The sequence below is a fragment of the Streptomyces cyaneus genome (assembly GCF_004028635.1).
Classification (GTDB): Bacteria; Actinomycetota; Actinomycetes; order Streptomycetales; family Streptomycetaceae; genus Streptomyces; species Streptomyces cyaneus.
In genome coordinates, this window is the sequence record NZ_RQJW01000009.1 from 224720 (window position 1) to 250865 (window position 26146).

Here is a 26146-nt window from a genome sequence, read left to right on the forward strand (position 1 = left end):
AGAAGGGCAGGTGGAAGGGGGTCCGGAGGCTGCCGTTGGTCTAAGCCTGCGAAATACTGGCGGAGCTGCGGCAATGACGGCGGGTGGCGGAAATTTTCAGGACCGGGAAAATCGAGGCAGGGGCTGACGTGCAGCAAGACGGAAACGGCGACGGGCGGAGAGTCGAGTCCGGGAGTGCCCCCTCCGGGGGAGTGTCCGGTGGCGGTATGGGACAGCCTGAATTCCTCGACCTGGAACGCGAGTTGACGGTTCTGTTCCGGCGTGCCAGGGCCAAGCAGGGGGAGATGGCCCGCGAGGTCCATCCCGACCTGGAGTCCGCGGCGTACGGGCTGCTGGTCCGACTGGACGAGTCCGGCCGGCTGCGGGCCACGGAACTCGCCGCCTACATCGGCGTCGGCAAGGCCACGATGTCCCGCCAGCTGCGCGCCCTGGAGGATCTGGGCCTGGTGGCCCGCGAGCCCGACCCCGCCGACGGGCGGGCGTGGCTGGTGCACCTCACGGAGGAGGGGCGCGGGCGGGTCGCGAAGGTACGGGAGGCTCGGCGCGCCCGGTATGTCGCGCAGCTGTCCCACTGGGATCGGGGTGAGGTGGCGGAGCTGGCTCGGTTGCTGAATCAGTTGAACCGGGGGATGGAGAAGTAGGGCCACGACGCGTCACAAGGCGTCCGGCTTTCGAGTTGTCCGGCCCGGTGCGGGGAAATGGGCCGTTGTGGCTGCCGCGGGCTGCGAGTCCTGGCATCCTTTTCATTCCTCAGCCTCGGGGGCGGCTGTCAGGGGATCCGTCCCGGGGTGCTGCGTACGGGGGTGCGGTGTGGCCGGAGCCGGGGCCGAGCGATTCGATGTGTTCTTCTCCTACGCCTTCAGGGACGGGGAGTGGCCCGTCGCGCTGGCGGGGAATCTCGAGCGGCTCGGGCTGAGGGTGTGGTTCGACCGGTGGGAACTGGCCGCCGGGCAGCGGGTGGCTACGCGGTTGCAGGACGGACTGGCGAAGGCCGACGCGCTGGTGGCCGTCGTGACTCCGCTGTGGATCGCCTCCGAGTGGTGCAACGAGGAGTTCGCTGCGGCCATGACGGCTTCGACGGCCGGGCGGCAGCGGTTGATCCCGGTGCTGTGGGGCGATGTGGCGACGGTTCCGCCCTTCATCGCGTCCCGGCTGTTCGTCGACTTTCGTACGGTGGCGGCGCCGGATCAGTACGAGGCGAAGGTACGGCAACTCGTGCGGGCCGTACGCGGGTTGGCTGACTCGGAGCGGCCGGCGGCCACGGGTGTGGTGGTCCCGCCGCGGGGGCTGGAGTACCGGCCGGACGGGCCCATCCACGCGGAGTTACGGGTCGGTGCGGGGTCGGTGGTGTTCTCCACCGAGGGAGCCGAGGTGTCCGGTGCTCCGCTCGGCGCGGATGACGCGCTCGTGGCGGCCGAGCTGGACCGCCAGCTGGATGAACGGGTTCGGGCGTTGCAGCGTGCGCGGGAGCGAGTGCGCGGGGATCACGTGACCCGGACCCCGCCCACGACGGACACGCCGGTGATCTCCGGTGGCGTCAACGGCGCCTTGGCCGCCGTCGGTCGGACTCTGGGCGAGCGGTTCGTGAACGGGGAGGTGGGGGCCGCGTTGCGGCGCGAGGCGGTGTTGGCTCGTGACTGCAACGCTCCGCTGCGGATCGGGCTGCGGGTCGACGCGGCCGAGTGGCGGGATCTGCCCTGGGAGAGCTTGGTGGTGCCCGGCGCGCAGGAGCCGCTGGTGCTGTCCGAGCGGGTCGACCTGTACCGCAAGGTACGGCGGGAGACCCCGCCGGTGGCGATGTCGATCCCTGGGCCGCTGCGGATTCTGGCCGTGGTGGCCAGCCCTGAGGCCGGCGGCGGTGAACTGCTCGACTACGAGCGGGAGCTGGCGCGGATTCTGGACGCGGTGGGCTCCGCGCGGACCAAGCAGGGGGCGTATGTCCGGGTACTGAACTGGGGGAGCGTCGCCGAGATTCGCGCGGCTTTGGAGGAGGAGCGCTTCCACGTGCTGCATCTGTCGTGTCATGCCGCTCCGGGTGTGCTGTTCCTGGAGAAGGACGACGGCGGGCTGGACAAGGTGGACGCGCGGCGGTTCATGGATGACGTGCTGCCGCCGGGACGTGGGGTGCCGTTGGTGGTCCTGTCGGGTTGTTCCACGGCACAGGCACCGCAGGCGGATGCCGATGAGGCCGCCGCCGAGGCTCGTGCAGGACTGGCGCGGGAGCTTCTGGGCCGAGGGGTTCCGAGCGTGCTGGCGATGACTGAGACGGTCACCGATCGGTACGCCACCGAGCTGGCTGCTCTCGTGTACGAGGACCTGGGCCGGGTGGAGCATCCCGTCCCGCTGGCCGCGCTTTCGCGGGCGCGGCGACGGCTGGAGGCCGCACGGCAGCAGCTCCCGGTGGGCGATCCGAGGGTCGCCTGGCCGGAGTGGTCCACTCCGTCCCTCTTCCTCGCTGGGGCGCCCCTGCCGCTGTTCGACGCCGGGCAAGGCGTCGAGCGGGTGGCACCGGTGCCGGACAGGGTGCTGGAAGAGGGAATGGTGGTGCGCAAGGTCGGCGAGTTCGTGGGGCGCCGTGCGGAGTTGCGGCAACTGCTGGCCGTGTTGCGCGACTCCAACCGGGCAGGCGTGCTGATCCACGGGATCGGCGGCGTCGGCAAGTCGACGCTCACCGCCGAGCTGCTGCATCACCTGGGCCCCGAAGCGGGGTTGGTGGTGCCCGTCCCGGCCGCTACGGTTCCGACCGTCGACTCGGTTCTGGAGACCCTGCGGAAGCGTCTCGTTGTTCGCTGCGTGTCCGCCGGGCTTCCCGAGGAGGACATGCTGCGCCGGGTGGCGGCCATGCTCGCCGATGCCACGCCGTCGTGGCGGGAACGGTGGGAACTGATCCAGCAGGTCGTCCTGCCACGGGTGCCGGTCCTGCTCGTGCTGGACAACGCCGAGGACCTCCTCGTCCATTCCGACGGGGCTTGGCAGCCGACCGATCCCGACCTGGCGGAATTCCTGGCCGCCTGGACGGCTGCCGCGCCTCGCGCTCGACTGCTGGTCACCAGCCGGTATCCGTTCAGCCTGCCGAACCGGATGCACCGGCGCCTGACGGTGCATCACCTGGGCCCGCTGTCGCTCGCCGAAACCCGCAAGCTGATCTGGCGGCTGCCCGGCCTGGACGCCCTCGGCAAGGATGACCTCCAACGTGCCTACGCCGATGTCGGCGGTCATCCGCGGGCACTGGAGTACCTGGACGCGCTGCTGCGCGGTGGCGAGGCACGGTTCCCCGACATCGCCGAGCGCATGGAGGAGGCGCTGGCGCGACGCGGCATCCGTACACCGGAGCGATGGCTGGCCGGGATCGCCGGTGACCTCGACAAGGCGCTGGCCGAGACGGTCACGCTGGCGGTGGACGACGTGCTGCTCGACACGCTGCTGGGGCAGTTGGACGGTGTGCCGGGAGCGCGGCTGCTGCTGGACGGGCTTGCGGTGTATCGCGCGCCGGTCGACCGGACGGGGGCTGCCTGGCAACTGTCGGACCTGACCTCGGTACCGGAGGTTGAACCGGCGTTGCGGGACCGGCTCCAGACAGTGCGGGAACGGATCCGGCGAGCCCAGGCTGAGGGAGCCGTGGCGGCGGAAGGCTGGGGTCTTCCTCTGGAGGTGATCGCCCAGTACCGACACGATCTCGGGGAGCTGTCCCGGCCTCCCGTCGAACTCGACGACGATGCCGAGGCTGCCCTGTGTCTACTTCTGGAACTGGGTCTGGTCTCCCCCGCCCCGGCGTCGGAGGACGAGCCGGGCACTCGGCCCAGCGGCTTGCTGGTACACCGCTGGACCGCTGACGCCCTGCGAAACCGGAGCGCCCCTGATGCCCTCACAGCAGCACATCGCCGGGCTGCTGCCTTCTGGCGGTGGCGCGTCGACGTATTGCCGCAGGACGAGGCCGCCGACGTCATCGACCTCATTGAAGCCCGTCATCATCATTACCGAGCCGGTGATCTCGATCAGGCGAATGTTGTCACCGGCCATGTGTGCCTGCAATTGCAGACCTGGGGCGCGTGGGACTGGGAAGAGCGTCTGCTCAAGGAGAGCCTCTCCTGGTTTCCCGCCGACTCCCAGGCCGCTGCCGGTTGCCTCCACCAGCTGGGCACGATCGCGGATGCACGGGGGGATTACGGTGAAGCCGAAGAATACTACCGAAAATCGCTCGCCATCAGCGAGGCACACGACGATCGAGTCGGCGTTTCCATCACCTATCACCAACTCGGCATCATCGCGGTGAGGCGGGGGGACTATGACGAAGCTGAAGAGCTCTGTCAAAAATCGCTCGCCATCAAGGAAGGGCGTGACGACCGGTCTGGGATTGGTGCCAGCTACCACCAACTCGGCGCGATCGCAGAAATGCGGGGAGATTATGACGTAGCCGAGGATTACTACCGCAAGTCACTGGCCATCAGTGAGGAACTCGGCGATCCCGTCGGCATTGCCACCAGCTATCATCAACTCGGTAGCGTTGCGGAGGATCGGGGTGATTATGACCTCGCCGAAGAGTGCCACCGCAATTCGCTCGCCATCAGCAAGGACCGCAACGACCGGGCTGGGATCGCTGCCAGCTACCACCACCTCGGCACGGTTTCAGAAATGCGGGAGAATTATGACGTGGCCGAGGAGTACTATCTCCAGTCGCTGGCCATCAGTGAGGAAATCGGTGACCGAGCCGGAATCGCCGCCACCATCAGTCAACTTGGCATATTGCGAACAAAGCTGAATCAGCCGGCTGAAGGCATCCCCCTCAATCTTCAGGCGCTCGCTCTACGTCTGGAGATGGGAGTCTCGGCCGCGACGGACATTTACTGGCTCAACAGGCAGAGAGCCCTCGTCGGTGACGATGCCTTCGAGGACAAGCTCCGCGCTTACCTGCCCGAGAACGGCGTACAAGTGGTCATGTCGATAACGCTTCCGTCGGCAGAGCAGGCCGAGGCCGACGAGTCGCCCCCGGAGTAGCTGTGCCTCCCGCACAGGCGGAGCGATCAAGTAGCTCACAACTCCGCATACACCACGGTCGCGTCGTCATGCGTCTTGCTCCGCCCCAGATACATACGTTCCTCCGCGTCGGCCCGCTCCAGCCCCCGCACCCGATCCACCAGCTCCCGCGCCCCCTCCTTCCGCAGGAGCCGGAAGCAGTCCCCCCAGTCCCCCTCCCGGAACTTCTCCACCCACCGCGTCGCCCCGTCCGTCAGCGCCGCCAGCGCCCGTACCTCCCCGCGCGGCAGCACCCCCGTCACCGCCCGCCCCGCCACCGTCGGATCGGCGGCGGCCGTGAAGAAGCCGCCCTCCTTGTTGCGGATGTGGGCGTCGATCAAGGCGTCCGTGGCCAGGGAGGCGCGGGGCAGACGGGACAGGCGGTCGTCCAGGTAGGGCGTGATCGCACCGTCCGGCGACTCCACCAGCAGGGCCGAGTCGGAAAGGATCAGGTACTCCAGCGACTCTGACGACCACCGCGCCAGAACCACCGTTGCCTGTGGGGTGCGTGGGTGAGAAAGGTCACAGGTTTCGGCGTGGGCCTCGGCGGTACGTGCGATGGCGCGGGCCAAGGCGTCGACGAGGGGAACATCCGGGAGTGAAACGGTCAGTTCGGTCAGGGCTCCGCCCAGCCGTGCGGTGAACCAGGGGACGGAATGCAGACAGCCCGTCTCGCCTCTCGGCGGGGTCACTCCGTCCAGAACCACCAGCGCGCCGCCCTGTCCCGAGGCGGGAAGGCCGACGCTCGCGAAGTCCTCGTTGGGGCGGGCGGGGTCGCCGGGCTCCGAAACAAGCTCTGTTCGCATCCGGCCAGTCTGCACGAGGCCTTCACAAGGTTCGCGAAGGGGTCGCATCGGTTGCCGAATGGGCGCGGCATCGCAGGTCACGCGCCTGATTTGGGGTGGAATCCATCGCTCCGGGAAGGCGTGGCGGCGAATACTGCCATCGCCCGCCGCAGACGTCCAACCGGCCCGCCGTGCAAGGCGTGTGCGCACGCCAGAGGAACTTGCCCGCCAACTCTCCTCCGGGGTTCACTCCTTCGGGTGGCGGGTCAGGTGATGCGCGGCCGCTGCCCACCGGCACTGGGAGGGTCGGGAACCGCATCGAGTGTACGTACAGTCGGCAGTAGTTGACGGAGCGTCACTCGGACCCATGGGTATCACGAGTCAGGAATGCGAGCACCGGTGCAGAAGATGCGGCCTCGTCGCTCAGGCAAGCAGACGTCCTCCGCAGGGGGCGCGCAGTCCACGCCCGGCACCAAGAACGGCACAGCGAACGGCGCGACAGCCGACGTCACACCCGCCGGCAAGGGGCGCCCGACTCACGTACGGAACCGCCTGATCGTCGCCGTGGCCGTGGTGGCCGCCGCCATCGCCGGGGCCGGCGTTCCCTCGGTCGTCGCCGCCTCCGGGCAACTGCACGACTCCCAGCAGCTGGTGACCCTCGCCGAGCAGACCGAGGACGCGCTCACCCTCGCCCACTCCCTCGCCGACGAGCGCGACGAGGTCACCTCGTACATCGCCGCCGGACGGCCCAAGTCCAAGGCGCCCAGCGAGCAGCGCAGCGTCCGCGTCGACCGGCAGGTCGAGGAGTTGCGCGCCGACACCGACACGCCCGCCGCGCTGCGCGGCGACCTCGACGCCATCGCGCCCCTGCGCAGGGCCGCGCTCACCGGCAAGAGCACCGCGCTGGAAGCCCACGAGGCCTACTCGGTCACCATCACCGAACTCCACCGGCTCGCCGAGCAGCTGGCCGAGCAGATGCCGCCCCGCGCGGGCGCCGGTGCCCACGCCCTCGCCGAGCTGGACTCCGCCGTCCAGCAGGCCGCCGCCGCCCGCGGGCTGCTGCTCGCCGCGCTCAGCGTGCCGACCACCACCGAGACCGTCATCGACCCGATCACCGGCCTCGCGAGCACCCAGAAGACTTCCTCGGACGCCGACGCCAAGCAGCGAGCCGCCCTGAGCGCCGCCGCCCAGCAGGCCCGGCTGCGTTCCGACGCCGCCCTCACCGACTTCCGCGACACCGCTCCCAAGAGCGCGCGCACCTCGTACGACTCCACGGTCACCGGCCCCGAGGTCACCACCGCCGAGCGCTATCTCGCCGCCCTCACCGACCAGGCCACGCTCTCCGACCGGGACCTGGCCACCAACACCCGGCGTGCCGAGTCCGCCCTCTCCGCCCGCGTCGACGCGATGCGCGGCGTGGAGTCCGCCCTCTACGACCGCCGCACCAAGACCCTGGAGCAGCTCCGCGACGACGACGTCACCGCGCTGGAGATCCGTATCGCGATCCTCGGCGCGCTGATGCTGCTCGCCGTGGGCGTCGCCACGGGCATGGCCCGCAGCCTCACCCGGCCCCTCGCCGTCCTGCGGCTCGGCTCCGCCCGGCTCGCCCAGGCCGAGGATCCGGCGGCCGAAGAGCCGGTGAAGTTCACCGGCCGCAAGGACGAGTTCGCCTCGGTCGTCAACTCCGTCAACGCCCTGCACGCGCACGCCGTCGCCCTCCACGAACGCATCACCACCCTGGAGTCCGACCGCAAGCACCTCGTCGGGCAGCGCCAGAAGATGGCCGACGCCCGTGAGGAGCTGCGTACCGAACTCGCCGACTCCGCCGCCCAGTTGGAGCGGCTGCGGGACACCATCGGCTCCACCTTCGTCAACCTCGCCCTGCGCACCCTCGGCCTCGTAGAGCGCCAACTCACCGTCATCGAGAGCCTGGAGGAGCGCGAGCAGGACCCCGAGCGGCTCGCCACGCTCTTCAAGCTGGACCACTTCGCCACGGTCATGCGCCGGCACAGCGAGAACCTCCTCGTCCTGGCCGGCACCGAGCAGGTCCAGCAGCACGCCGGGCCGGTCCCGCTCGTCGACGTCGTCCGCGCGGCCGTCAGCGAGATCGAACGGTACGAGCGCGTCCGCATCGCCGCGCTCCCGCCGCACGCGCATGTGGCGGGCTTCGCGGCCGACGACCTCTCCCACCTCCTGGCCGAGCTGATGGAGAACGCGTCGTCGTTCTCCCCGCCCGACCTGCCCGTCGAGGTCTCCGGCTGGCTGCTGGAGAACGGCGAGGTCATGCTCTCCGTCCACGACGAGGGCATCGGGATGACGAGCGATCGTCTGACCCGCCTCAACTCCCGCCTCGCCGACTTCGACCCCGAGGCCACCTACGACCAGGAGGGCGATGACGGTCTGGGCCTCGGCCTCTACGTCGTCGCCCGCCTCGCCCACCGCCACGGCGTCCGCGTCCAGCTCCGCGAGCAGAAGCAGGGCGGGGTCGCGGCGGTCGCGGTCCTGCCCAGGGGCCTGCTGGCGGCGGCCCCCTCGGCCGCGGTCCCCGCGGAGTCCCCGCACCACACCGGCACCCACACCTTCTCCCTGCCGGGCGCCGACGCGGAGGCCAACTCCAACGTCCTGCGCGGCCGCGCGAAGAACGGCGACCCGCTGGTCGCGCTGGCGGAGAAGGCAGTACAGGAGACGGCACAGAGGCCCCCGGCTACCCCGAGTGCCCCGGAGGCCGAGCAGGAGCGCGAGCACCCTGCCGAAACCACGATGGAACTCCTGATCCCGGCCCAGCCAACGGGCGAACCGCCCTTCGCCGCCCAGCCGCTCCCGGATCCCACGCCCGAGGAGCCCGCGACCGGCGATCCTGCGTCCGCGTCCGATCCCGCGACCGGCGATCCTGCGTCCGTCTCCGATCCTGCGACCGGCGCCCCGGCGTTCGCGACCGATCCCGTGGCCGATCTCATGTCCGCGGCCGATCTCGCGTCCGCCACCGGCGAACCCGCCCCCGCCACACACGACCCCGCGCCCGCCGACGGCGAGGACGCCCCACAGGGGCCACCCGCACCCGACGACGATGCCCGCACGGGTGGTGCGGGTGGGAACGAACCCGCCGAAGGCGAAGCCGAGGCGGAACACGAACGCGTCCCGGACGAGCCCGAGGACCTGCTCACAGACAAGGGCCTCCCCAAACGCACCCCGAAGATCACCGCCCCCGCCCAGGCCCCGCGCCAGCGGACCACCGGCGTCGACGCCGAAGCCCTCCGCAGAAGGCTGGGTGGCTTCCGCAGAGGAGCGGAGGCCGGCTACCGCGACGTAAACGCAGAGATCGCCGAACAGACCGGCCAGCACAAAACACCCAGCAGTGAATCCGAAGCAGCCACGGGGGGCACAGTCGAGGAGGCAAGCAGTTGACCGCGCCCAGTACCTTCGGACTGAGCAGTGAAGCCCGCAACCTGCACTGGTTGTTGACGAATCTGGTCGAGGAGGTGCCGGGCATCCAGTCAGTCGCGGTGGTCTCCTCCGACGGGCTGCTCCTGCTCTCCTCGGACCACTCCCGCAACACCCAGGCCCGGGAAGCCAGGAGCGACAAACCCACCGGCCCCCGCGGATCCTCCGCCGACCTCGCCACCATCGTCTCCGGCATCGGCAGCCTCACCATCGGCGCCGCCAAGCTGATGCAGTTCGGCGGCGTGAAGCACACGATGGTGGCGATGGACGAGGGCAGCCTGTTCGTGATGTCCATCAGCGACGGCTCGCTGCTCGGCGTGCACGGCTCCGCGGACTGCGACATGAGCGTGGTGGCCTACCACATGGCGCTCTTCGTCGGCCGCGCCGGCCACGTCCTCACCCCCGAACTCCGCAGTGAGCTACGGAAGTCACTGGAGGCCGCGTCGGCAGGGAGTACCCGATGAGCAACGCCCCGCACAACAGGCCCCAGCTCCCCGTCCGCGGCGGCGACCGCAAACCCGCCCGCGTGCGCCCCTACTCGCTCACCGGCGGCCGTACCCGCTTCGGCCACGTGCTCCTCGTCGAGACGTTCGTCAGCAGCACCGCCGCGCTGGACGCCGCCGAGGAGCGCAAGGAACTGACGAATGGTTCCCTCACCACCCGGGTCATGCCGGAGATGCGGGCCATCGTCGAACTGTGCCGCCGTATGCGCACGGTGGCCGAGATCGCCGCGCTGCTGAAGATGCCGCTCGGCGTGGTCCGCGTGCTCCTCAGCGACCTCGCGGACCAGGGAAAGATCCGTGTGTACGGCACCGGAACCGGTCATGGCACCGGCCGTCCGGACCGGGCGCTGCTGGAAAGGGTGCTGAGTGGACTCCGTCGTCTCTGACGCCGCTCGCGGTGTCTCCCCCCGCCCCGACTCGTTCCTCGCCGAAGACGGGCCCGAACAACCCTGGCAGACGGACCGCACCCGAGCCCCGATCGCCACGAAGATAGTGGTGGCCGGCGGCTTCGGCGTCGGCAAGACCACGCTGGTCACCGCCGTCTCGGAGATCACGCCCCTGCAGACCGAGGCGTTGATGACCGAGGCGAGCGAGGAGACCGACGACCTCACCTCGACGCCCGGCAAGCTGACCACCACCGTGGCCATGGACTTCGGCCGCATCACGCTCGACGACGACCTGGTGCTCTATCTGTTCGGCACGCCGGGCCAGCAGCGGTTCTGGTTCATGTGGGACGACCTGGTGCGCGGCGCGATCGGCGCGGTCGTTCTGGCCGACACCCGGCGGCTGAGGGACTGCTTTCCCGCACTGGACTACTTCGAGAGCTGCGGGCTGCCGTACGTCGTCGCGGTCAACCACTTCGACGGCAGTGAGCGCTTCGAGCCGGAGGACGTGCGGGAAGCGTTGACGATCCCCGCGCACATACCTGTAATGATCATGGATGCGCGGCGGCGGATCTCGGTGATCGAGACTCTGCTGTCCCTCGTCGGCCACGCCCTGGACGTCACCCCCGAGTAGTCCCCGATCCCTGTAGGAGACACCACCCGCATGCGGAAGATACTCGTCGTCGGAGCCGGCCAGTCCGGACTCCAGATCGCCCTCGGACTCCAGTCGCACGGGTACGAGGTCACCCTGATGTCCAACCGGACCGCGGACGAGATCCGCTCCGGCCGGGTCATGTCCACCCAGTGCATGTTCCACACGGCACTGCAGCACGAGCGCGATCTCCAGCTGAACTTCTGGGAGTCCCAGGCCCCGAAGATCGAAGGACTCGGCGTCTCGGTGGCGGCCCCCGGCTCGTGGGGCGAGGGTCCGGCGGCGCGGGCGATCGACTGGCTGGGCCACCTCGACGGGTTCGCGCAGTCGGTCGACCAGCGGGTGAAGATGGCCGGCTGGATGGAGACGTTCGCACAGCGCGGCGGCCAGCTGGTCATCCATGGCGCGGCCGTCGGCGACCTCGACTACTTCTCCCGTACGTACGACCTGGTCCTGGTGTCGGCCGGCAAGGGCGAGCTCGTCCAGATGTTCGGGCGGGACCCGGAGCGGTCCCCGTACAGCGAGCCGCAGCGGGCGCTGGCCGTGTCGTACGTCCACGGACTCGGCCCCCGTCCGGAGCACCCGGACACGGAAGCCGTCCGCTGCAACCTCGTCCCCGGCGTGGGCGAGCTGTTCGTCATGCCCACCCTGACGACCTCCGGGCGCGCCGACATCCTGTTCTGGGAAGGCATACCCGGCGGGCCGCTCGACGCCTTCCACGGCGTGCAGGACCCGGCGGAGCACCTCTCCCTGACCCTGGAACTCATGGAGAAGTACACCCCGTGGGAGTACGCGCGGGCGACCAAGGCCGAACTCACGGACGCCGGCGGTGTGCTGAGCGGGCGGTACGCGCCGACCGTGCGCAATCCGATCGGACGGCTGCCCGGTGGCGGGCTCGTGCTGGGTGTGGCGGACGTCGTCGTGGCGAACGACCCGATCACCGGGCAGGGCTCCAACTCCGCGTCCAAGTGCGCGGCCGCCTACCTCGCCTCGATCGTCGAGCACGGCGACAAGGAGTTCGACGAGGCGTGGATGCGCAGCACCTTCGACCGGTACTGGGCCACCGCCCAGCACGTGACCAAGTGGACGAACGCCATGCTGGCGCCGCCGCCGGAGCACATCCTCAACCTCATCGGGGCGGCGGGTCAGTTGCCGCCGGTGGCGGATCGATTCGCCAATGGGTTCAACGACCCGGCCGACTTCGAGAACTACTTCTATGAGCCGGAGAAGACCGGGGCTTACCTCGCGGAGGTTTCCGGGGCTTGACCTCCGGGTCCTTCGAGATCTGCGGGCGTACGGCTCCCAGGACCGGGTTGGACGCGATCGGCGAGATCTTGACCTTCTCGCCGGTGCGCGGGGCCTGGACCACCTTGCCTTTGCCCAGGTACAGGGCCACGTGCGTGGCGTCCGGGAAGTAGACGACCAGGTCGCCCGGGCGCAGTTCGGTCAGCGGGATGCGCTCGAGCTGCGCCCACTGCTCCTGGCTGGTGCGGGGGATCGGGGTGCCGGCGTGGGCCCACGCCTCTGAGGTCAGGCCCGAGCAGTCGTACGACTTCGGGCCCTCCGCGCCCCACTTGTACGGCTTTCCCAGCTGCTTCTTGGCGTAGCGGATGGCCCGTTTGGCCTCGGGAGACGGTTTGTGGTCCTCCTTGGCGAGGGCCCCGGACGCCATGAAGGCCCGCTGGGCCTTGGCGGTGTCCTGCTTCTCGAACTCGGCCAGGGCGGTCAGCTGCGCGGCGGTGAGGGAGGCGAGGAGCTCCTCCACCTTCTTCAGGCGCTTTCGTACGGCGTCCCGGTCCTTCTTCTGGCGTTCGGCCAGGGAGAGCTGGGCGTCCAGGGCCTTGCGGGCCTGGTGGGCCAGCTCGTCGGCCTTCTTCTCCGTGCCGGTCAGGCGGCCGACCGTCTCGGCGCGCTCGCGTGCCAGCCGGCCGATGACATGGCCCTGGTCCAGGGCGTGCTGGGGGTCGCGGGCCAGGAGCAGGCGGACGTACGGGGAGATGTCGGTGGTGTTCTGGTACTGCTGGCGGGCCAGCCGGCCGGCCGCTCCTCGGCTGTCGTGCAAGGAGAGGCGGGCACGGGCCAGGGCGGCTTCCAGGCGGGTCACCTCGGTGCGCTGCTTCTTCAGCTTCTCCTCGGTGGCGTTGTAGGTCTCCGTGGCCTGCTCGGCCTCGCGGTACAGGCGCTGAAGGTCTGTCAGGAGCCCGGCGGTGGATCGCGCTTGAGGTTCGGGCGCCGGGGCTGCCGCAGCGGGCGCCGGTGAGAGGAGTGGTGCCGGCGAAAGGAGCGTGGCGGCCGTCGTCGCTGTCGCCGTGGCCGCCGCCATGCATGCCAGACGCAGAAGTCTTCCTGACACGTCATCACCTCCGGTTGCGGAGAGGCTCTCTGCTCCACACCGTGAGGATTAGACGGGGACGACGGGTTTGCCCGGCGGGTGTGCGCGGTTCGGCGCAGTGGCGTCACTCGTCCGTGGCGTCCGGCTTGCGCTGCGGCGTGGCGTCCGGCTTGGACCACGGCCAGTTCAGGCGGCGGGTCTGCTTTCCCTCGGGGTCGTACTCGTACTTCCAGCGTCGGGAAAGACCGGTGCGGGCGCCCGGGGTGCGGGGCACGCGGTGGTAGACGAGGACGGTCGGCGGGCCGCCCTGCGGGTCGGGGACGGGAATGCGGTACGTCTTGGGCGGGTGGCCCGTGATGCCCAGGAGCACGGGCAGTACGCGGCCGTCCATGGGGCCGCCCTCGAAAGGGGTTTCTTCGCTCTTCACGGCACCAGTCTCAGCTATCCGCCGTCAGCTTCTGCGTCAGTGCCGCGGTCTGCGGGTCTCGGTCCGCCGTGACGGAGAGTACGGCGACGAACTGGTCGACCAGCCAGTCCCGAAGCTCCTCGACGGGGGGCTGCTTGTCCTCGTCGAGCCAGATGAGGGAGGCCGCCTCCACCGCGGTGATCCACATCCGTACGGTCATGCGCAGGCGGAGGCCGGGGTCGGTGACCTCCAGGTGGCTGAGGATGTGCTCGGCCGCGGCGCGGCGCACTCCGTCGACTATGGCCGTCGTACGGGATGTCTCCACGACGCTGCCGCCCTGGAGCAGCGCGCTGAACCCGGCGTCGTGCTCGTCCACGAAGGCGAGGTAGCGGTCGAGGGCGCGGGCGAGGCGGGGGAGGAGCGGGCCGTTCGGGGGTTCGTCGAAGCAGCGCTGGAGCTCTTCGGCGGCGGAGCGCAGGGCGGCCTCGTAGAGCTGTTGCTTGCCGCCGGGGAAGTAGCGGTACACCAGGGGCCGCGACACGCCGGCCGCCTCTGCCACGTCGTCCAGGGACACGTCCTCGGGGGCTCGGTGTGCGAAGAGGGTGAGCGCCGCGTCGAGGAGCTGGCTGCGGCGTTCCTCGACGCTCAGGCGGCGGTAGGCGGGGGCGGCGGGGGGCATGGGTGCAGGGTAGTCGCCGTAGGGGCGGGCGCGGTCGCCTGGCCGCGGTCCGTCGTGGCTGGTCGCGCCCACGCGGCGGAGCCGCAGATAGGCAGAGCCCCGCGCCCGTCAGGCACGTCCACTCACGCCGGCTGTCCGACCAACCCGGCCGCCCCGGCCTACGCCAGCAGCCCCGACGACTTCCACAGGTGTCGGCCCACTCCGCGCAGTACGCCTATGTCGTCGAGGAAGTCGGTGAGCTTCTTGGCGCCTGTCTGCATGATCTCCCTGCGGTGGGCGCTGGCTTTCACCTGGGCCATGGCCTCGCGTTTGTCCAGGCCTATGTTCGTGTAGACCTCGGGGTTGACGAAGGCCACGGAGAAGATGCGGGCGAACTCGCCGGACGTGATGCGGGTGAACTCCCGGGACCACTTCGGGGCCGTCACCATCTGGCGGCGGAGTTCCTCGCGGGCGTAGCGGACGTGGCGGGCCTCCTCGACCACATGGATGCGGGTGACGCCGCGTATCAGGGGCTGCACCCGCTCGTCCGGGAAGGTCAGCCGCTGCATCCAGTCGAGGACCTCCTCGCCGAGGAGGGTCGCCGTGAAGGAGCCGGGGGTGGTGGAGATCGTCTTGAAGAGGCGGCCCAGGTGCTGGTGGGTGCGGCTGACCGGGTACCAGGGGGTGTCGCCGTGGGAGATCAGGCGGGCGAACATCTTGGAGTGGCGGCACTCGTCCTCGATCTCGGTGAGGGCATAGCGGACGTGTGCGCTGGTCGCGGACTTGTCGTAGACGTGGCGGACCAGGAGTTGCATGAGGATGAGCTCGAACCAGATCCCGAGGGAGGCGAGCGCGGCAGCCTCGTGGCGGGAGAGCAGTAGGCGCTGCTCTTCGCTCATCCGCTGCCACATCGGGGTGTCGTAGAGCGAGAGCAGCTCGGGCGGCCAGAACCACTTGCCGTCCTCGAACGGCGCGTCCCAGTCCAGTTCCTTGTCGGGGTCGAAGGAGTGCTTGGCGGAAGAGGCGAGGAGGCGTTCGGCCACCTGTTCGCGGTCCTTGAGCCGGCCGAGTGCGTCGCGCAGTCCGTCGAGCGCGTCGGCTTCCGTCACGGTCGTCATCGGTTCCTCACCTCGTTACCGGGGGGTACGGCGTGCGACTCTTATGAGACTGCTTGTCAGCAAGGTCGTCAATCCCTTGCGCAAGACTTGTTGACCCCGCGTCTACTACGTGTGAGCCTGCCGGACATGCCGACATTCGACGTGTATGCCAACGACCCGGGGGAACCGATCTGGCAGGTGCCGGCGAGCGGCGCGGCCCGTTTCAGCTGGGAGTACGACGACGGCCGCGAACGGCTGCTGGCCCTGTACCAGAAGGGCAAGGACAAGCAGTGGGACGGGCAGCTGAGGATCGACTGGGACCTGGAGGTCGATCCGTACGACGCGCTCGGTACGCCGGAAGAGGCGATGGCGCTGTACGGGACGCCGTACTGGGCGAAGATGAACGAGCGGGAGCGGGGCGAGCTGCGCAAGCACTACGCCTCCTGGCAGTTCAGCCAGTTTCTGCACGGTGAGCAGGGCGCGATGATCTGTGCGGCGCGGATCGTGGAGTCGGTGCCCGACATGGACGCGAAGTTCTACTCGGCGACCCAGACGATGGACGAGGCGCGGCATGCCGAGATCTACGGGCGCTTTCTGCACGAGAAGATCGGGATGGTCTATCCGATCAACGACAACCTTCAGTCGTTGCTGGGTGACACGCTGCGTGACAGTCGTTGGGACATGCCGTACCTCGGTATGCAGGTGCTGATCGAGGGGCTCGCCCTTGCTGCCTTCGGCATGATCCGGGACACCACCAACAAGCCGCTGCCCAAGCAGATCCTGGCGTATGTGATGCAGGACGAGGCTCGGCACGTGGCCTTCGGGCGTATGGCGCTGAGGGACTACTACAAGCAGCTCACCGATGCCGAGCTCCGGGAACGCGAGGAGTTCGTCATCGAGGGCTGCTATCTGATGCGCGACCGGCTGCGGGGCGTGGAGGTCCTGGAGAACTTCGGCATTCCGAAGGCCGAGGCGGAACAGCTCAGCGAGCGGTCCGAGTTTCTGCAGCTGTTCCGCCGACTGCTCTTCTCCCGCATCGTCCCCTGTGTGAAGGACATCGGGCTGTGGGGCGAGCGCCTGCAGCAGGCCTATGTGGACATGGGGGTGTTCGAGCTGGGGGACTCGAATCTGGACCTGCTGATGGCCCAGGACGAGGAGATCGCCGAGAAGCTCGACGCCGAGCGCTTCGCGGCGGAGGAGCGGGAGCGGGTGGCGGAGGTGGGGGAGGCGATCGAGGCGGGGCAACGCCTCACTGGTTGATCACTCGATGGGGCGGCGAATCGCTGTTCGTCCTGGGTACGCTGACTGTGCCAGGCAGACTCCGCCCCATGGGAGTAATCATGAGCGCCGCACGCGAGTACGGGCTGGATGACTACGAGTGGCCCCGTCCGCCCGAGGGCGGCTGGACGGCGGATGACCTGGACCGGCTCCCGAATCTTCCTCCGCACACGGAGCTGATCGACGGGAGTCTCGTTTTCGTGAGTCCGCAGACCCGCTTTCACCTGCGCACGATCCGGCTTCTGGAGTACGCCCTGCTCAGTCAGGCGCCGGATGCGTACGACGTCGACCGGGAGTTCAGCGTCAAGCTGGATCGACGCAACCGACCCGAGCCTGACGTCCTGGTGTACCGGGCGGACGCCGATACCGGACCGCATCAGACCTGGCACCATTCCGATGCCGTCGTCCTCGCCATCGAAGTCGTCTCCGAGGACTCCGTGGAACGCGATCGGGAGGTCAAGCCCCGCAAATACGCGGCAGCGGGCATTCCGTACTTCTGGCGCGTGGAGGAGAGCAAGGGCCTGCCCGTGGTCTACACCTACGAGCTCGATCGATCCACGAACACGTACACCATCACCGGCATCCACCACGACCGGCTGAAGCTGACCGTCCCGTTCCCCCTCACCATCGAGCTCACCGCCATCAACCGCCGACCGCCGGTCGCACCTCCCTCGGAGTACCCGGACCCACAGGCCTGATCCTCGGCGGGAACGACGTCCGCAGCGTGAAGGCGTACGGCGTGGGTCCCTGCGCCCGCAGGTGCAGCAACCGCGCCTCCGCCTCCGCGACCGTCGGGCGGTGGCCCGCGGGGACCCACCACAGGGTCGTCATGGCCTCCTGCACCCGCTCGAACCACTCGCGGCGGCGGGCCAGCATCTCGCGGTGGCGGCCCTGGTACATGTACGCCGTCAGGGCGTCCGTGTCGCGCCACATGGTCAGGTTGATGATCAGCCACTCGTCCCCGAAGACGCTCACATCCGTCGCGTCGCCGGAGTCGCCCTTCAGCCGCCACACGAAGCCGTCAGCGGCCTCCGCGTCGGCGTTCACGGGGTCGAGGTTGTCGACGAAGTCCTTCAACTGCGGGGAGTCCAGCGGGGCCTTGAGGCGCGCGATGTTGACCTGGGCGAGTTCGTAGGCGGCTTCCGGGGCGGTTGATGTCGTCATGGACCGAACGATAGGTCGGGCCCGTCGGCAGGCCCAGAGGGCGTCTCAGTACGTGGGCACATGTCCCTCTTTCACAGGCGGGAGGGCGCGTGCGTGAGTACCTGTGTACCGGCGTCTTACGGACGGGAAACCGTGCCCTGACCGGCCCGCCCGTAGCGTCATGGGGCATGACGGGGAATGTACTGACCACCCTCCGCTCCATCGTCCGCCGCCCGGCCGCCCTTCCCGGCTGGAGCTCGATTCGTGGCCGGATGGCCATCGTGCTGGCCGTTCCGACCTGTCTGCTGCTCGCTCTCATCGGGCTCGGCGTCGCCGACCGGGCCGCCGACTGGTCCGCCGCCCAGGAGACCGAGGCGCATGTCGGGGTGCTGTTGCGGGCCCAAGAGCTCGTCAGGGAAGTGCAGCGCGAACGCGGGCTGACCAACGGGCTGTTGGGGGGTGAGGAGGAGTACCGCGACGACGTCGCCGCGCAGCGCGGCCGCACCGACGAGGCACGGGACGCCCTGCGCGGCGCGGTCGACGAGGAGAGCGGTGCGCTGCCCGGCGCCGCCGTCTCCGCGCTGCGGGCCGCCGACGTTCCCCTCGCCGCCCTCACCGCGACTCGCGAGGACGTCGACGCCGGTACCGCCGACCGTGCCGCCACCCTGCGGACGTACACCAAGGCCGTCACGGCCCTCATCGACGCCGAGTCGGCCGGCGCCCCGGACGGTGACCGGCGTATCGCGCAGGGCGTGCAGGCGCTCCAGGCGCTCGCGCGGGCCACCGAGGCCGTCGCTCTCGAACGAGGCTCCCTCAACGGGGTGTTCGCGGCCGGGCGGTTCCGTTCCGGTGAATACCTCGGCTTCACCGAGGTCCGGGCCACCCGGGTGGCCGCGCTGGGGCAGTTCCGGCAACTCGCGGGGGGAGATGAGGAGTCCGCGCTCGACCATGCCTTCGGTACGGCTGCCGCGCGCCGGGTCGTCGGGTACGAGGCTCGGGCCGAGCGGGGGGCCGACGGCTCCGCGCTCTCCGTCGCCCCCGGCCGCTGGTGGGCCGACATGACGACCCTCGTCGACGATCTGCACGGAGTGCAGCGGGCCGTCGGGGACGACGTGCGGGAGCGGGCCGCCGAGGCCGGTTCCGCCGCCACGCGTCAGCTCGGTGGGTTCCTCGCCCTCGGGGCGCTGATCCTCGGCGTGGCCGTCGCGCTCGCCGTCTTCTCGGCCCGCTCCATCACCCGGCCGCTGGGCGCCCTCGCCGACGAGGCGGACGCCGTTGCCGGGAGCCGGCTGCCCGAGGCCGTCCGGCGGATCCAGGAGGCCGACCCCGACGCCCCGCCCGCGCCGGAGTTCGCGCGGCCCGAAACACCGGGAGGCGCACGGGAGATCAGCCGGCTGGCCGCCGCCCTGCGCAACGTCGAGGACACCGCCGTCGGACTCGCCGCCCAGCAGGCCGTCCTGCGCCGCACCAGCACCGAGTCCCTGGCCAGCCTCGGCCGCCGCAACCAGAGCCTGCTCAACCGGCAGCTCGGTCTGATCACCACCCTGGAGAGCCAGGAACTCGACCCGGACGCCCTCGCCGAGCTCTTCGAACTCGACCACCTGGCCACGCGCATGCGCCGCAACGCCGAGTCCCTGCTGGTGCTCGCCGGTGAGGAATCGCCGGCCCGGTCCTGGAAGGGCACCGTCGCCGTCGCCGACGTGGTGCGGTCGGCCGTGTCGGAGGTCGAGCAGTACCGCAGGGTGGCGGCGGTGGACATCCAGCAGTGCGGTGTCCGCGGCCACTGCGTCGCCGAACTGTCCCATCTCCTCGCCGAGTTGGTGGAGAACGCGCTGATGTTCAGCCCGCCCAAGCAGCCCGTCGAGGTCTACGGCTGGCGGGACGGTACCGAGTACTGCCTGGCCGTCGTGGACCGCGGGATCGGGATGACCCCGCAGCGCATGGCCGAGTCCAACGCCGTACTGTCCGGCAAGGGCGACTCCCTGCACACCGCCCCGACCAGGTTCCTCGGCCACCACGTCGTCGGCGCCCTCGCCGCCCGCCTCGGCGCCCATGTCGAGCTCCGCCCCACCCAGGGCACGGGCGTCACCGCGTACGTCGCCCTGCCCGCCGTCCTGATCCAGGAGCCGACGTCAACCGCCGTCATGCGAGGTTGACTTCAGTACCGCCTCCATCACCGCCCGCGCGATCGGCGCCGCGTCACCGCCCCCGCTGATCTCACCCCGGTCCGCGTCGGCGTCCTCCACGACCACCGCGACCGCGACCTTGGGCTCCAGGTCGCGGTCGCCCTGCGCCCAGGAGACGAACCAGGCGTACGGCGTCCCGGAGTTGCCGAGGCCGTGCTGGGCCGTGCCGGTCTTGCCGCCGACCGTCGCGCCGGGGATCCAGGCGTTGGTGCCGGTGCCCTCGCGCACCGCGTCCGCCATCAGCTCCTTCAGCAGGCGGGCGGTCGACGGGCGCATGGCCTCCCGCGTCGGCCGCGACCCGGCCGTCGCGACCGTGGAACCGCTCGCCCGGGTCGTGCGCTCCACCAGATAGGGCGAGCGCACCTGCCCGCCGTTCGCCACGGCCGCCGCGACCATCGCCATCTGCAGCGGAGTGGCCCGCGTGTTGTACTGGCCGATCGACGACAGGGCGAGCTGCGCCCGGTCCACCTTCGGGTCGAAGGTGGACTCCGCCACCGAGAACGGGATCCTCACGTCCGCGTCGTTGAAGCCGAACGCCCCGGCCGTCGCCGCCATCCGCCGCGCCCCCACCCGCACCCCCAGCTTGGCGAACACCGTGTTGCACGACCACTCGAACGCTTTCCGCAGCGGAACGTCCTCGCAGCCCTCGGACTCGTTCGTCAGCCTGGTCCTGGTGCCCGGGAGGCGGTAGGGATCCGGGGAGTCGGTCGGCTCGTCCAGGTCCTCGACCACGCCCGCGTCCAACGCCGCCGCCGCCGTCACCACCTTGAAGGTCGAGCCCGGCGGATACGTCTTGCGCACCGCCCGGTTCAGCATCGGCTTGTCCGCGTCGCCGTTCAGCGACTTCCAGGACCGGGCCACGGACGAGCCGTTCCCCGACAGCACGGACGGGTCGTACGACGGGGCGGACACGAGGGCCAGGATCCGCCCGGTCGCCGGTTCGATCGCCGCCACCGCGCCCTTGCGGCCGGCCAGCCCCTCGTACGCCGCCTCCTGCGCGCCCCGGTGCAGGGTGGTGACCACGTCGCCGCCGGGGTTCCGGTCGCGGGCCAGGTCGTTCCACAGCGGGAACGGCGACAGCAGCGGGTCCGTGCCGGACAGGACGCCGTCCTCGGTGTGCTCCAGAAGCGTCGTGCCGTAGACCTGGGAGGCGTAGCCGGTGACGGGGGCGTACATCGGGCCGTTGGTGTACGTCCGCTCGTAGCGGAGGTGCTCGCCGGTGTCGTGGGATCCGGTGACCGGTTCGCGGCCGACCAGGATGTCGCCGCGCGGCTGTCCGTAACGGGCGATGGTGGTGCGGCGGTTGGCGATGTTGTCGCCGTAGGAGGGGGCCTCGAAGACCTGTAGGTGGGTGGCGTTCACCAGCAGCGCGATCAGCAGCAGGGCGCAGAAGAACGCGGCATGGCGGATGTACCGGGTCATCGGGCGGCCTCCGCACGCTCGTCGGGTCCCGTCATACGGCGGCCTCCTCGCCCTTGGGGACGCCGAGCCGGCTGCGTGACCTGTCGCTCACCCGGATCAGCAGCGCCACCATCGCCCAGTTGGTGACCACCGACGAGCCGCCCTGCGCCAGGAACGGCATCGCCATGCCCGTCAGCGGGATCAGGCCCGTCACCCCGCCCGCGATCACGAACACCTGGAGCGCCACGATCGAGGCGAGCCCCACCGCGAGCAGCCGGCCGAAGGGGTCCCGCAGGGCGAGGCCCGCCCGGTAGCCGCGCTCCACCAGCAGGCCGTAGAGGAGGAAGATCGCCGACAGTCCCGCCAGGCCCAGCTCCTCCCCGGCCGTCGCCAGGATGAAGTCCGACTTGGCCGCGAAGCCGATCAGGATCGAGTGGCCGAGGCCCAGTCCCGTGCCGAGCACACCGCCCGCCGCGAAGGCGAACAGCGACTGGGACAACTGGTTGGGGCCCTGGCCCGCGTCGATCGACGCGAACGGATGCTGCCAGTCCTCGACCCTGCTGTGCACATGCGGCTCCAGCTGGCCGACGGCCACCGCGCCGAGCGCCGCGAGCAGCAGGCCGAGCGCGATCCAGCCGGTGCGGCCGGTGGCGACGTACAGCAGGACCACGAACAGGCCGAAGAACAGCAGTGACGTGCCCAGGTCGCGTTCGAGGACGAGTACACCCACGCTCAGCAGCCAGATGGCGACGATCGGGCCGAGGACGCGCCCGGTGGGCAGTTGCAGCCGGTCCATCCCGAGGACACGACGGCCCGTGTACGCCAGCGCACTGCGGTTGGCGGCCAGATACGCCGCGAAGAACACCGCGAGCAGCACCTTCGCGAACTCGCCGGGCTGGATGGAGAACCCGGCGATCCGGATCCAGATACGGGCGCCGTTCACGGACGGGAAGAAGATCGGCAGGGTCAGCAGCACGAGCGCGGCGACGACACAGACGTACGAGTAGCGCTGGAGCACCCGATGGTCGCGCAGCACGAGCACGACCACGATGAACAGCGCCACCCCCAGCGTGGACCACACGAGTTGGGTGGGTGCCGCGTGGTCGCCCGGTGTCTCCAGGTCGAGCCGGTAGATCAGGACCAGGCCGAGGCCGTTGAGCAGCACGCCGATCGGCAGCAGCAGCGGGTCGGCGCAGGGGGCGCGCAGGCGCACCGCCAGATGGGCGACCAACGCGAGCACGCCGAGCCCGGCGCCGTAACCGGCGGCACCGGGCGGGACGGTGCCGTTCTTGGCGAGGCCGACCGCGCAGTAGCCGTACACGGAGAGCAGGACGGCCACGACGATCAGGGCCAGTTCGATGCCACGGCGCCGGGGGAGCGGTACGGCGGGAGCGGGCGCGTCCGCTGCCACCAGGGTGGTTCCGGTGGTTCCGGCCTTGGTCATGCCCGGAACTTACCCAAATAGTCCGTCTTGTGTGCCTTACGGCTCAGCACCAGCGCGGCGCGGGCCCGACGTTGTCGATGAACCGGGCCGCTCCCCAGGCCCAGGTGCCGTCCGCGAGCAGGTACCACAGGGGGTTGCCCTGGACCCGCTGGCCCGGCGTCTTGCAGAAGATCCTGACGATGTCGCCCCGGTGGACGACCCGGATCACCTGGCTGCGTCGGTTGGGTGCACTGCGCAACAGCAGGGTGTTCGCGGTGACGCGCCCCAGGGCGAACCGACGCCCGTCGTTGCCCCAGTCGCCACGGCCCCCGCCCCCGTCGCCGCCCTGGCCTCCGCCGCCGTCGCCGCCCTGGATGCCGCCCCCGTCACCGCCCTGACCTCCGCCCCCGTCACCGCCCTGTACTCCGCCCCCGTCGCCCCCGGATCCGCCCCAGTCCCCCTCGGAGTCGCCCTGGGGCCCACTCCAGTCCTCCTGGGACTCGCTGGAGTTCCCCTCGGTCCCCCAGTCGTCGTCGGCGACGGCAGGCGTGGCGGCAGCCGCGATGGCGAGAGCGCCGGCGGCTATGGATATGGCGAGGCGGGACCGCAGGGCCATGGGGTACCTCCAGGAGAGGGGTGACGAACCTGACTAACCGCCACATTAGGAGCGCATCAGTAAGGCCGCGCGCCACGCTGGGCCATAGGAGCGCAGCGCCCCGAAGGGGCGCGGGGCAGCGTCGATATGCGGCTCCGCCGCGTGGGCGCGACAAGCCCCCACAACCCGCAGCCGGCAAACACCCGGTGGACCCGAGCTCTCAGTCGCCGGACTCCCTAGCGGAGCGTCAGCTGGGCCACGGCCCCGCCGTCCACCGCGTTGGCGAATGTCAGCCGCGCGCCCAGCACCTCCGCCTGCCCCAACGCGATGGTCAGCCCCAGCCCGTGCCCCTTGGATCCGCCCTCCGTGCGGAACCGCTGCGGCCCATGCGCGAGGAGATACTCCGGGTAGCCCTCACCGTGATCCCGCACGGTGACCACCGGCCCGTCCACGGTCAGGGACACCGGCCCCCGCCCGTGCTTGTGCGCGTTCGCCACCAGATTCCCCAGCACCCGCTCCAGCCGCCGCCGATCGGTCTCCACCACGGCGTCCCGTACGACGACGACCTCCGTGTCGGTCCCGGACCCGCGCACCACCCGCTCCGCCAGCGCCGCGAGCGGCTCGGTGTCCGACTCCAGCCGCTCACGCCCGGTGTCCAGCCGCGAAATCTCCAGCAGATCCTCGGTCAGCGTGCGCAACGCGGCCACCCGGTCCTGCACCAGCTCCGTCGGCCGCCCCGGCGGCAGCAGCTCGGCCGCCGCGTGTAGCCCGGTCAACGGCGTGCGCAGCTCGTGCGCCACGTCCGCCGTGAACCGCTGCTCGGACAGCAGCTTGCTCTGCAGCGACGACGCCATGGAGTCGAGGGCGGCGGCGACGGCGGCCACCTCGTCCTGCGGCCTGGTCGCGTCCTTCGTACGGGGATCGTCGACCCGTGCGTCCAGGTCGCCGCCGCTGATCCGCCGGGCCACCCGGGCCGTGGCGTGCAGCCGCCGGGTCACCCGGGTCACCGCGAACGCGCCCACCAGCAGCGTCGCCCCGATCGCCAGCCCCGACGACCACAGGATCGCCCGGTCCAGCCCTTCGATGGTGCGCGCCTGCTGCGAGTAGTCGACCTCGACCGCGAGGGCGCGCTCGCCGTCGACCGGCCCCGCCGCCCACATCGTGGGGCGCCCGTAGTGGTCGGCGACCATCGTGCCGCGCTCCCCGGCCACCGCCAGCTCCCGCAGGGACTCCGGCAGCTCCGGCGGATCCAGACGGATGCCGTGCCCGAGCGGGTCCCCGGCCTCGAACGCCGTCGTCGCGTCCTCCAGCCGGGACAGTGCGAGGTCGCGGGCCTGGCCGACGGTCTGGTTCGTCACCGAGACGTGCACGAGGATGCCGAGCAGTGCCGCGAGCGCGCAGCACATCACCGTGATGAAGACGGCGGCCTTCACGGCGAGCGTGCCGGCCCACTGGGGGAGCGCGAGCCTCATGGGGTGCTCGCCGAGGAGGAGGCGGACCGGGAAGGCGAGGCGGAATGTGAGGGCGAGGGCGAGGCGGAGCGTGAGGGCGACGGGTGGGGCGTCTTCTTGCGCGGACCGGTGCGCAGCATCTCGTCGTGCGTGAGCAGCATCGCCTTCTGGTCCGCGTCCCAGGTCCACTGCAGCCGGTACTCGTACCCGGCGACCTCGGACGGCGAGCGCAGGATCACCGACCGTCCGGCCAGCTCGACGCCGCTGATGGCGTCGTCCCACGTCATCACCTGCACGAGCCTGTGCTTCTCGACGGTGTAGACGCGCACCGCGGTGGTCTTGCCGGGCATCAGCCGAAAGCCCAGCGTCAGCTCGGGGTGCCCGTCGCCGGTCAGATCCCGGTAGTACGGCTGGAGCACCGGGCACCTGCCGTGCCCGGCGCCCTTGGCGCACTCGGTCATCAGACGGCCGGTCTGCCCGTACGACGCGTCCTTGCCGTCGAAGTCGCCCGGACTCTCGGCGATCTCCTTGCGTACGACCGCCACCGGGTCCACGTCGCGGATGTCGCCGCCCGGGACGGTGACGCCCTTCACGACCTCCCTGTTCACCTCGCCGATCTCGTAGGCGGGGCTGGACGCCGGCGTCAGCTGCGGCCAGAGCTTGTCCGGGCTGACCGCGGTCTCGGTCGGGCCCGCGCCCTGGAGCCCCCCGGCGTCACCGCAGGCCGTCGCCGCCGCCAGCAGCAGTGCGACAAGGGCACTGAGCGCGACGGTGCGCGTGGGGCGGATGCGAGGCACGGTTCTCCTGGGGCTGGGGAAGGTCGTAGGCCCGTACACCCTATTCGTACGGAAGTCCTTTTTGCGCACCCGGTGGGCGGACGGGCGAAACGGTTACTCGGCGAGTTCCTCGAGGAGCCGGGCGGTCGGCAGGCCGGCCCGGAGGTAGTCGACGAACAGGTCGTTGTGCAGGGCCCACGGAGAGCGGCGGGAGCGTATCAGCCGGATCGCCTGCTCGGCGGAGTGGCTCCGGCGGGCCAGGGCGTGCGCGATGACGAGCCCCGAGCGGTTGTACCCGTGGTAACAGCGAACGAGGACCCTGCGGCCTTCGTCCAGCGCCTCGCACGCCGCCTCCGCCAGCCGTATCACCCCGGCGAGCTGGGTTCCGTCCAGCGGCCCGTCGGGGATCGGCCACACATGGTGCTCGACACCGGGGTCGGGCCCGTGCCCGGGCAGGCGCAGAAGAGTCTGTACGAGATCGAACTCGTCCTGTACGACGGCGAACTCCAGTTGTCCCGACGAGCCCCGGAACTCGTGCCCGCCCATCCACAGGCCGGGCACGATCTCGCTCCACGGGCTGTCCGGAGCCGGTACGTCGGGTTGCTTCCTGCGGGTACGCAACG

At 70.4% G+C, this 26146-nt stretch carries 22 protein-coding genes; 10 read left to right on the forward strand and 12 right to left on the reverse strand.

All coding sequences use genetic code 11. The annotated features are described in order from the left end of the window. The first annotated feature begins 128 nt into the window (after positions 1–128). Both EHO50_RS31420 and EHO50_RS31425 read left to right on the forward strand, forming a co-directional pair. The gene (locus EHO50_RS31420) at positions 129–641 is read left to right on the forward strand and encodes a MarR family winged helix-turn-helix transcriptional regulator (RefSeq protein ID WP_128434614.1); all 513 of its coding nucleotides are present in this window, start codon (positions 129–131) and stop codon (positions 639–641) included. Positions 642–810: 169 nt separating this feature from the next. Then, positions 811–4995 (forward strand): tetratricopeptide repeat protein, encoded by a 4185-nt coding sequence (locus tag EHO50_RS31425; protein ID WP_164904991.1) that lies wholly within the window; start codon positions 811–813, stop codon positions 4993–4995. 35 nt (positions 4996–5030) lie between these two features. Here the strand turns inward: EHO50_RS31425 and EHO50_RS31430 are convergent, their stop codons facing one another. Next, positions 5031–5819, reverse strand: coding sequence for a protein phosphatase 2C domain-containing protein (locus EHO50_RS31430; RefSeq protein ID WP_128434616.1), 789 nt, complete (start codon positions 5817–5819; stop codon positions 5031–5033). A gap of 378 nt (positions 5820–6197) precedes the next feature. Here EHO50_RS31430 and EHO50_RS31435 point away from each other — a divergent pair, with 378 nt between their 5' ends. The 5 genes from EHO50_RS31435 to EHO50_RS31455 are packed head-to-tail and all read left to right on the forward strand — an operon-like array spanning position 6198 to position 12043. After that, a complete protein-coding gene (locus tag EHO50_RS31435) occupies positions 6198–9203 on the forward strand; it encodes a sensor histidine kinase (RefSeq protein WP_246101603.1) in 3006 nt (1001 codons plus the stop codon). Then, positions 9200–9703, forward strand: a complete 504-nt coding sequence (locus tag EHO50_RS31440) for a roadblock/LC7 domain-containing protein (protein WP_128434618.1) — start codon at positions 9200–9202, stop codon at positions 9701–9703. The genes EHO50_RS31435 and EHO50_RS31440 overlap by 4 nt, the downstream gene beginning before the upstream one ends. Next, positions 9700–10128 (forward strand): DUF742 domain-containing protein, encoded by a 429-nt coding sequence (locus EHO50_RS31445; protein ID WP_128434619.1) that lies wholly within the window; start codon positions 9700–9702, stop codon positions 10126–10128. Before EHO50_RS31440 ends, EHO50_RS31445 begins: the two co-directional genes overlap by 4 nt. Next, complete coding sequence (locus tag EHO50_RS31450) at positions 10109–10759, forward strand: GTP-binding protein (RefSeq protein WP_128434620.1); 651 nt, start codon at positions 10109–10111, stop codon at positions 10757–10759. Before EHO50_RS31445 ends, EHO50_RS31450 begins: the two co-directional genes overlap by 20 nt. Positions 10760–10789: 30 nt before the next feature. Further along, positions 10790–12043 carry a styrene monooxygenase/indole monooxygenase family protein gene (locus tag EHO50_RS31455; RefSeq protein WP_128434621.1) on the forward strand — a complete coding sequence of 418 codons (1254 nt, stop codon included), beginning with the start codon at positions 10790–10792 and terminating at the stop codon, positions 12041–12043. Here the strand turns inward: EHO50_RS31455 and EHO50_RS31460 are convergent. From EHO50_RS31460 to EHO50_RS31475, 4 genes are all read right to left on the reverse strand, one after another. Next, positions 11961–13130, reverse strand: a complete 1170-nt coding sequence (locus EHO50_RS31460; protein WP_128434622.1) for a C40 family peptidase — start codon at positions 13128–13130, stop codon at positions 11961–11963. The genes EHO50_RS31455 and EHO50_RS31460 overlap by 83 nt on opposite strands. 103 nt (positions 13131–13233) lie before the next feature. Next, entirely contained in the window at positions 13234–13536 is a 303-nt protein-coding gene (locus tag EHO50_RS31465; protein ID WP_128434623.1) for a hypothetical protein, read from the reverse strand. 10 nt (positions 13537–13546) lie between these two features. Then, positions 13547–14194 carry a TetR/AcrR family transcriptional regulator gene (locus EHO50_RS31470; protein WP_128434624.1) on the reverse strand — a complete coding sequence of 216 codons (648 nt, stop codon included), beginning with the start codon at positions 14192–14194 and terminating at the stop codon, positions 13547–13549. A 158-nt stretch (positions 14195–14352) separates the two neighbouring features. Continuing rightward, a complete protein-coding gene (locus tag EHO50_RS31475) occupies positions 14353–15291 on the reverse strand; it encodes an AurF N-oxygenase family protein (protein WP_128434625.1) in 939 nt (312 codons plus the stop codon). A gap of 126 nt (positions 15292–15417) precedes the next feature. Here EHO50_RS31475 and EHO50_RS31480 point away from each other — a divergent pair, with 126 nt between their 5' ends. Then, complete coding sequence (locus EHO50_RS31480; protein WP_128434626.1) at positions 15418–16530, forward strand: ferritin-like domain-containing protein; 1113 nt, start codon at positions 15418–15420, stop codon at positions 16528–16530. Between the two features lie 80 nt (positions 16531–16610). Then, a complete protein-coding gene (locus tag EHO50_RS31485) occupies positions 16611–17246 on the forward strand; it encodes a Uma2 family endonuclease (protein WP_128434627.1) in 636 nt (211 codons plus the stop codon). Here EHO50_RS31485 and EHO50_RS31490 read toward each other — a convergent pair. After that, complete coding sequence (locus EHO50_RS31490) at positions 17191–17712, reverse strand: DUF3291 domain-containing protein (RefSeq protein WP_128434628.1); 522 nt, start codon at positions 17710–17712, stop codon at positions 17191–17193. The genes EHO50_RS31485 and EHO50_RS31490 overlap by 56 nt on opposite strands. A gap of 167 nt (positions 17713–17879) precedes the next feature. On the opposite strand from EHO50_RS31490, the gene EHO50_RS31495 reads away from it, so the two are divergent. Next, positions 17880–19847 carry a sensor histidine kinase gene (locus EHO50_RS31495; RefSeq protein ID WP_128434629.1) on the forward strand — a complete coding sequence of 656 codons (1968 nt, stop codon included), beginning with the start codon at positions 17880–17882 and terminating at the stop codon, positions 19845–19847. On the opposite strand, the gene EHO50_RS31500 is transcribed toward EHO50_RS31495, so the two are convergent. From EHO50_RS31500 to EHO50_RS31525, 6 genes are all read right to left on the reverse strand, one after another. After that, a complete protein-coding gene (locus EHO50_RS31500) occupies positions 19824–21299 on the reverse strand; it encodes a penicillin-binding transpeptidase domain-containing protein (RefSeq protein WP_128434630.1) in 1476 nt (491 codons plus the stop codon). The two genes, EHO50_RS31495 and EHO50_RS31500, sit on opposite strands and share 24 nt — an antisense overlap. Positions 21300–21330: 31 nt before the next feature. Next, on the reverse strand, positions 21331–22722 hold the full coding sequence (locus EHO50_RS31505; protein WP_128434631.1) for an FtsW/RodA/SpoVE family cell cycle protein: 1392 nt from the start codon (positions 22720–22722) through the stop codon (positions 21331–21333). 43 nt (positions 22723–22765) lie between these two features. Then, the gene (locus tag EHO50_RS31510; RefSeq protein ID WP_128434632.1) at positions 22766–23317 is read right to left on the reverse strand and encodes an SH3 domain-containing protein; all 552 of its coding nucleotides are present in this window, start codon (positions 23315–23317) and stop codon (positions 22766–22768) included. Positions 23318–23532: 215 nt separating this feature from the next. After that, complete coding sequence (locus EHO50_RS31515; RefSeq protein WP_128434633.1) at positions 23533–24768, reverse strand: sensor histidine kinase; 1236 nt, start codon at positions 24766–24768, stop codon at positions 23533–23535. Then, positions 24765–25544, reverse strand: coding sequence for a hypothetical protein (locus EHO50_RS31520; RefSeq protein ID WP_128434634.1), 780 nt, complete (start codon positions 25542–25544; stop codon positions 24765–24767). Before EHO50_RS31520 ends, EHO50_RS31515 begins: the two co-directional genes overlap by 4 nt. 93 nt (positions 25545–25637) lie before the next feature. Next, the gene (locus EHO50_RS31525; protein WP_128434635.1) at positions 25638–26144 is read right to left on the reverse strand and encodes a protein-tyrosine phosphatase family protein; all 507 of its coding nucleotides are present in this window, start codon (positions 26142–26144) and stop codon (positions 25638–25640) included. Positions 26145–26146: the final 2 nt, after the last annotated feature.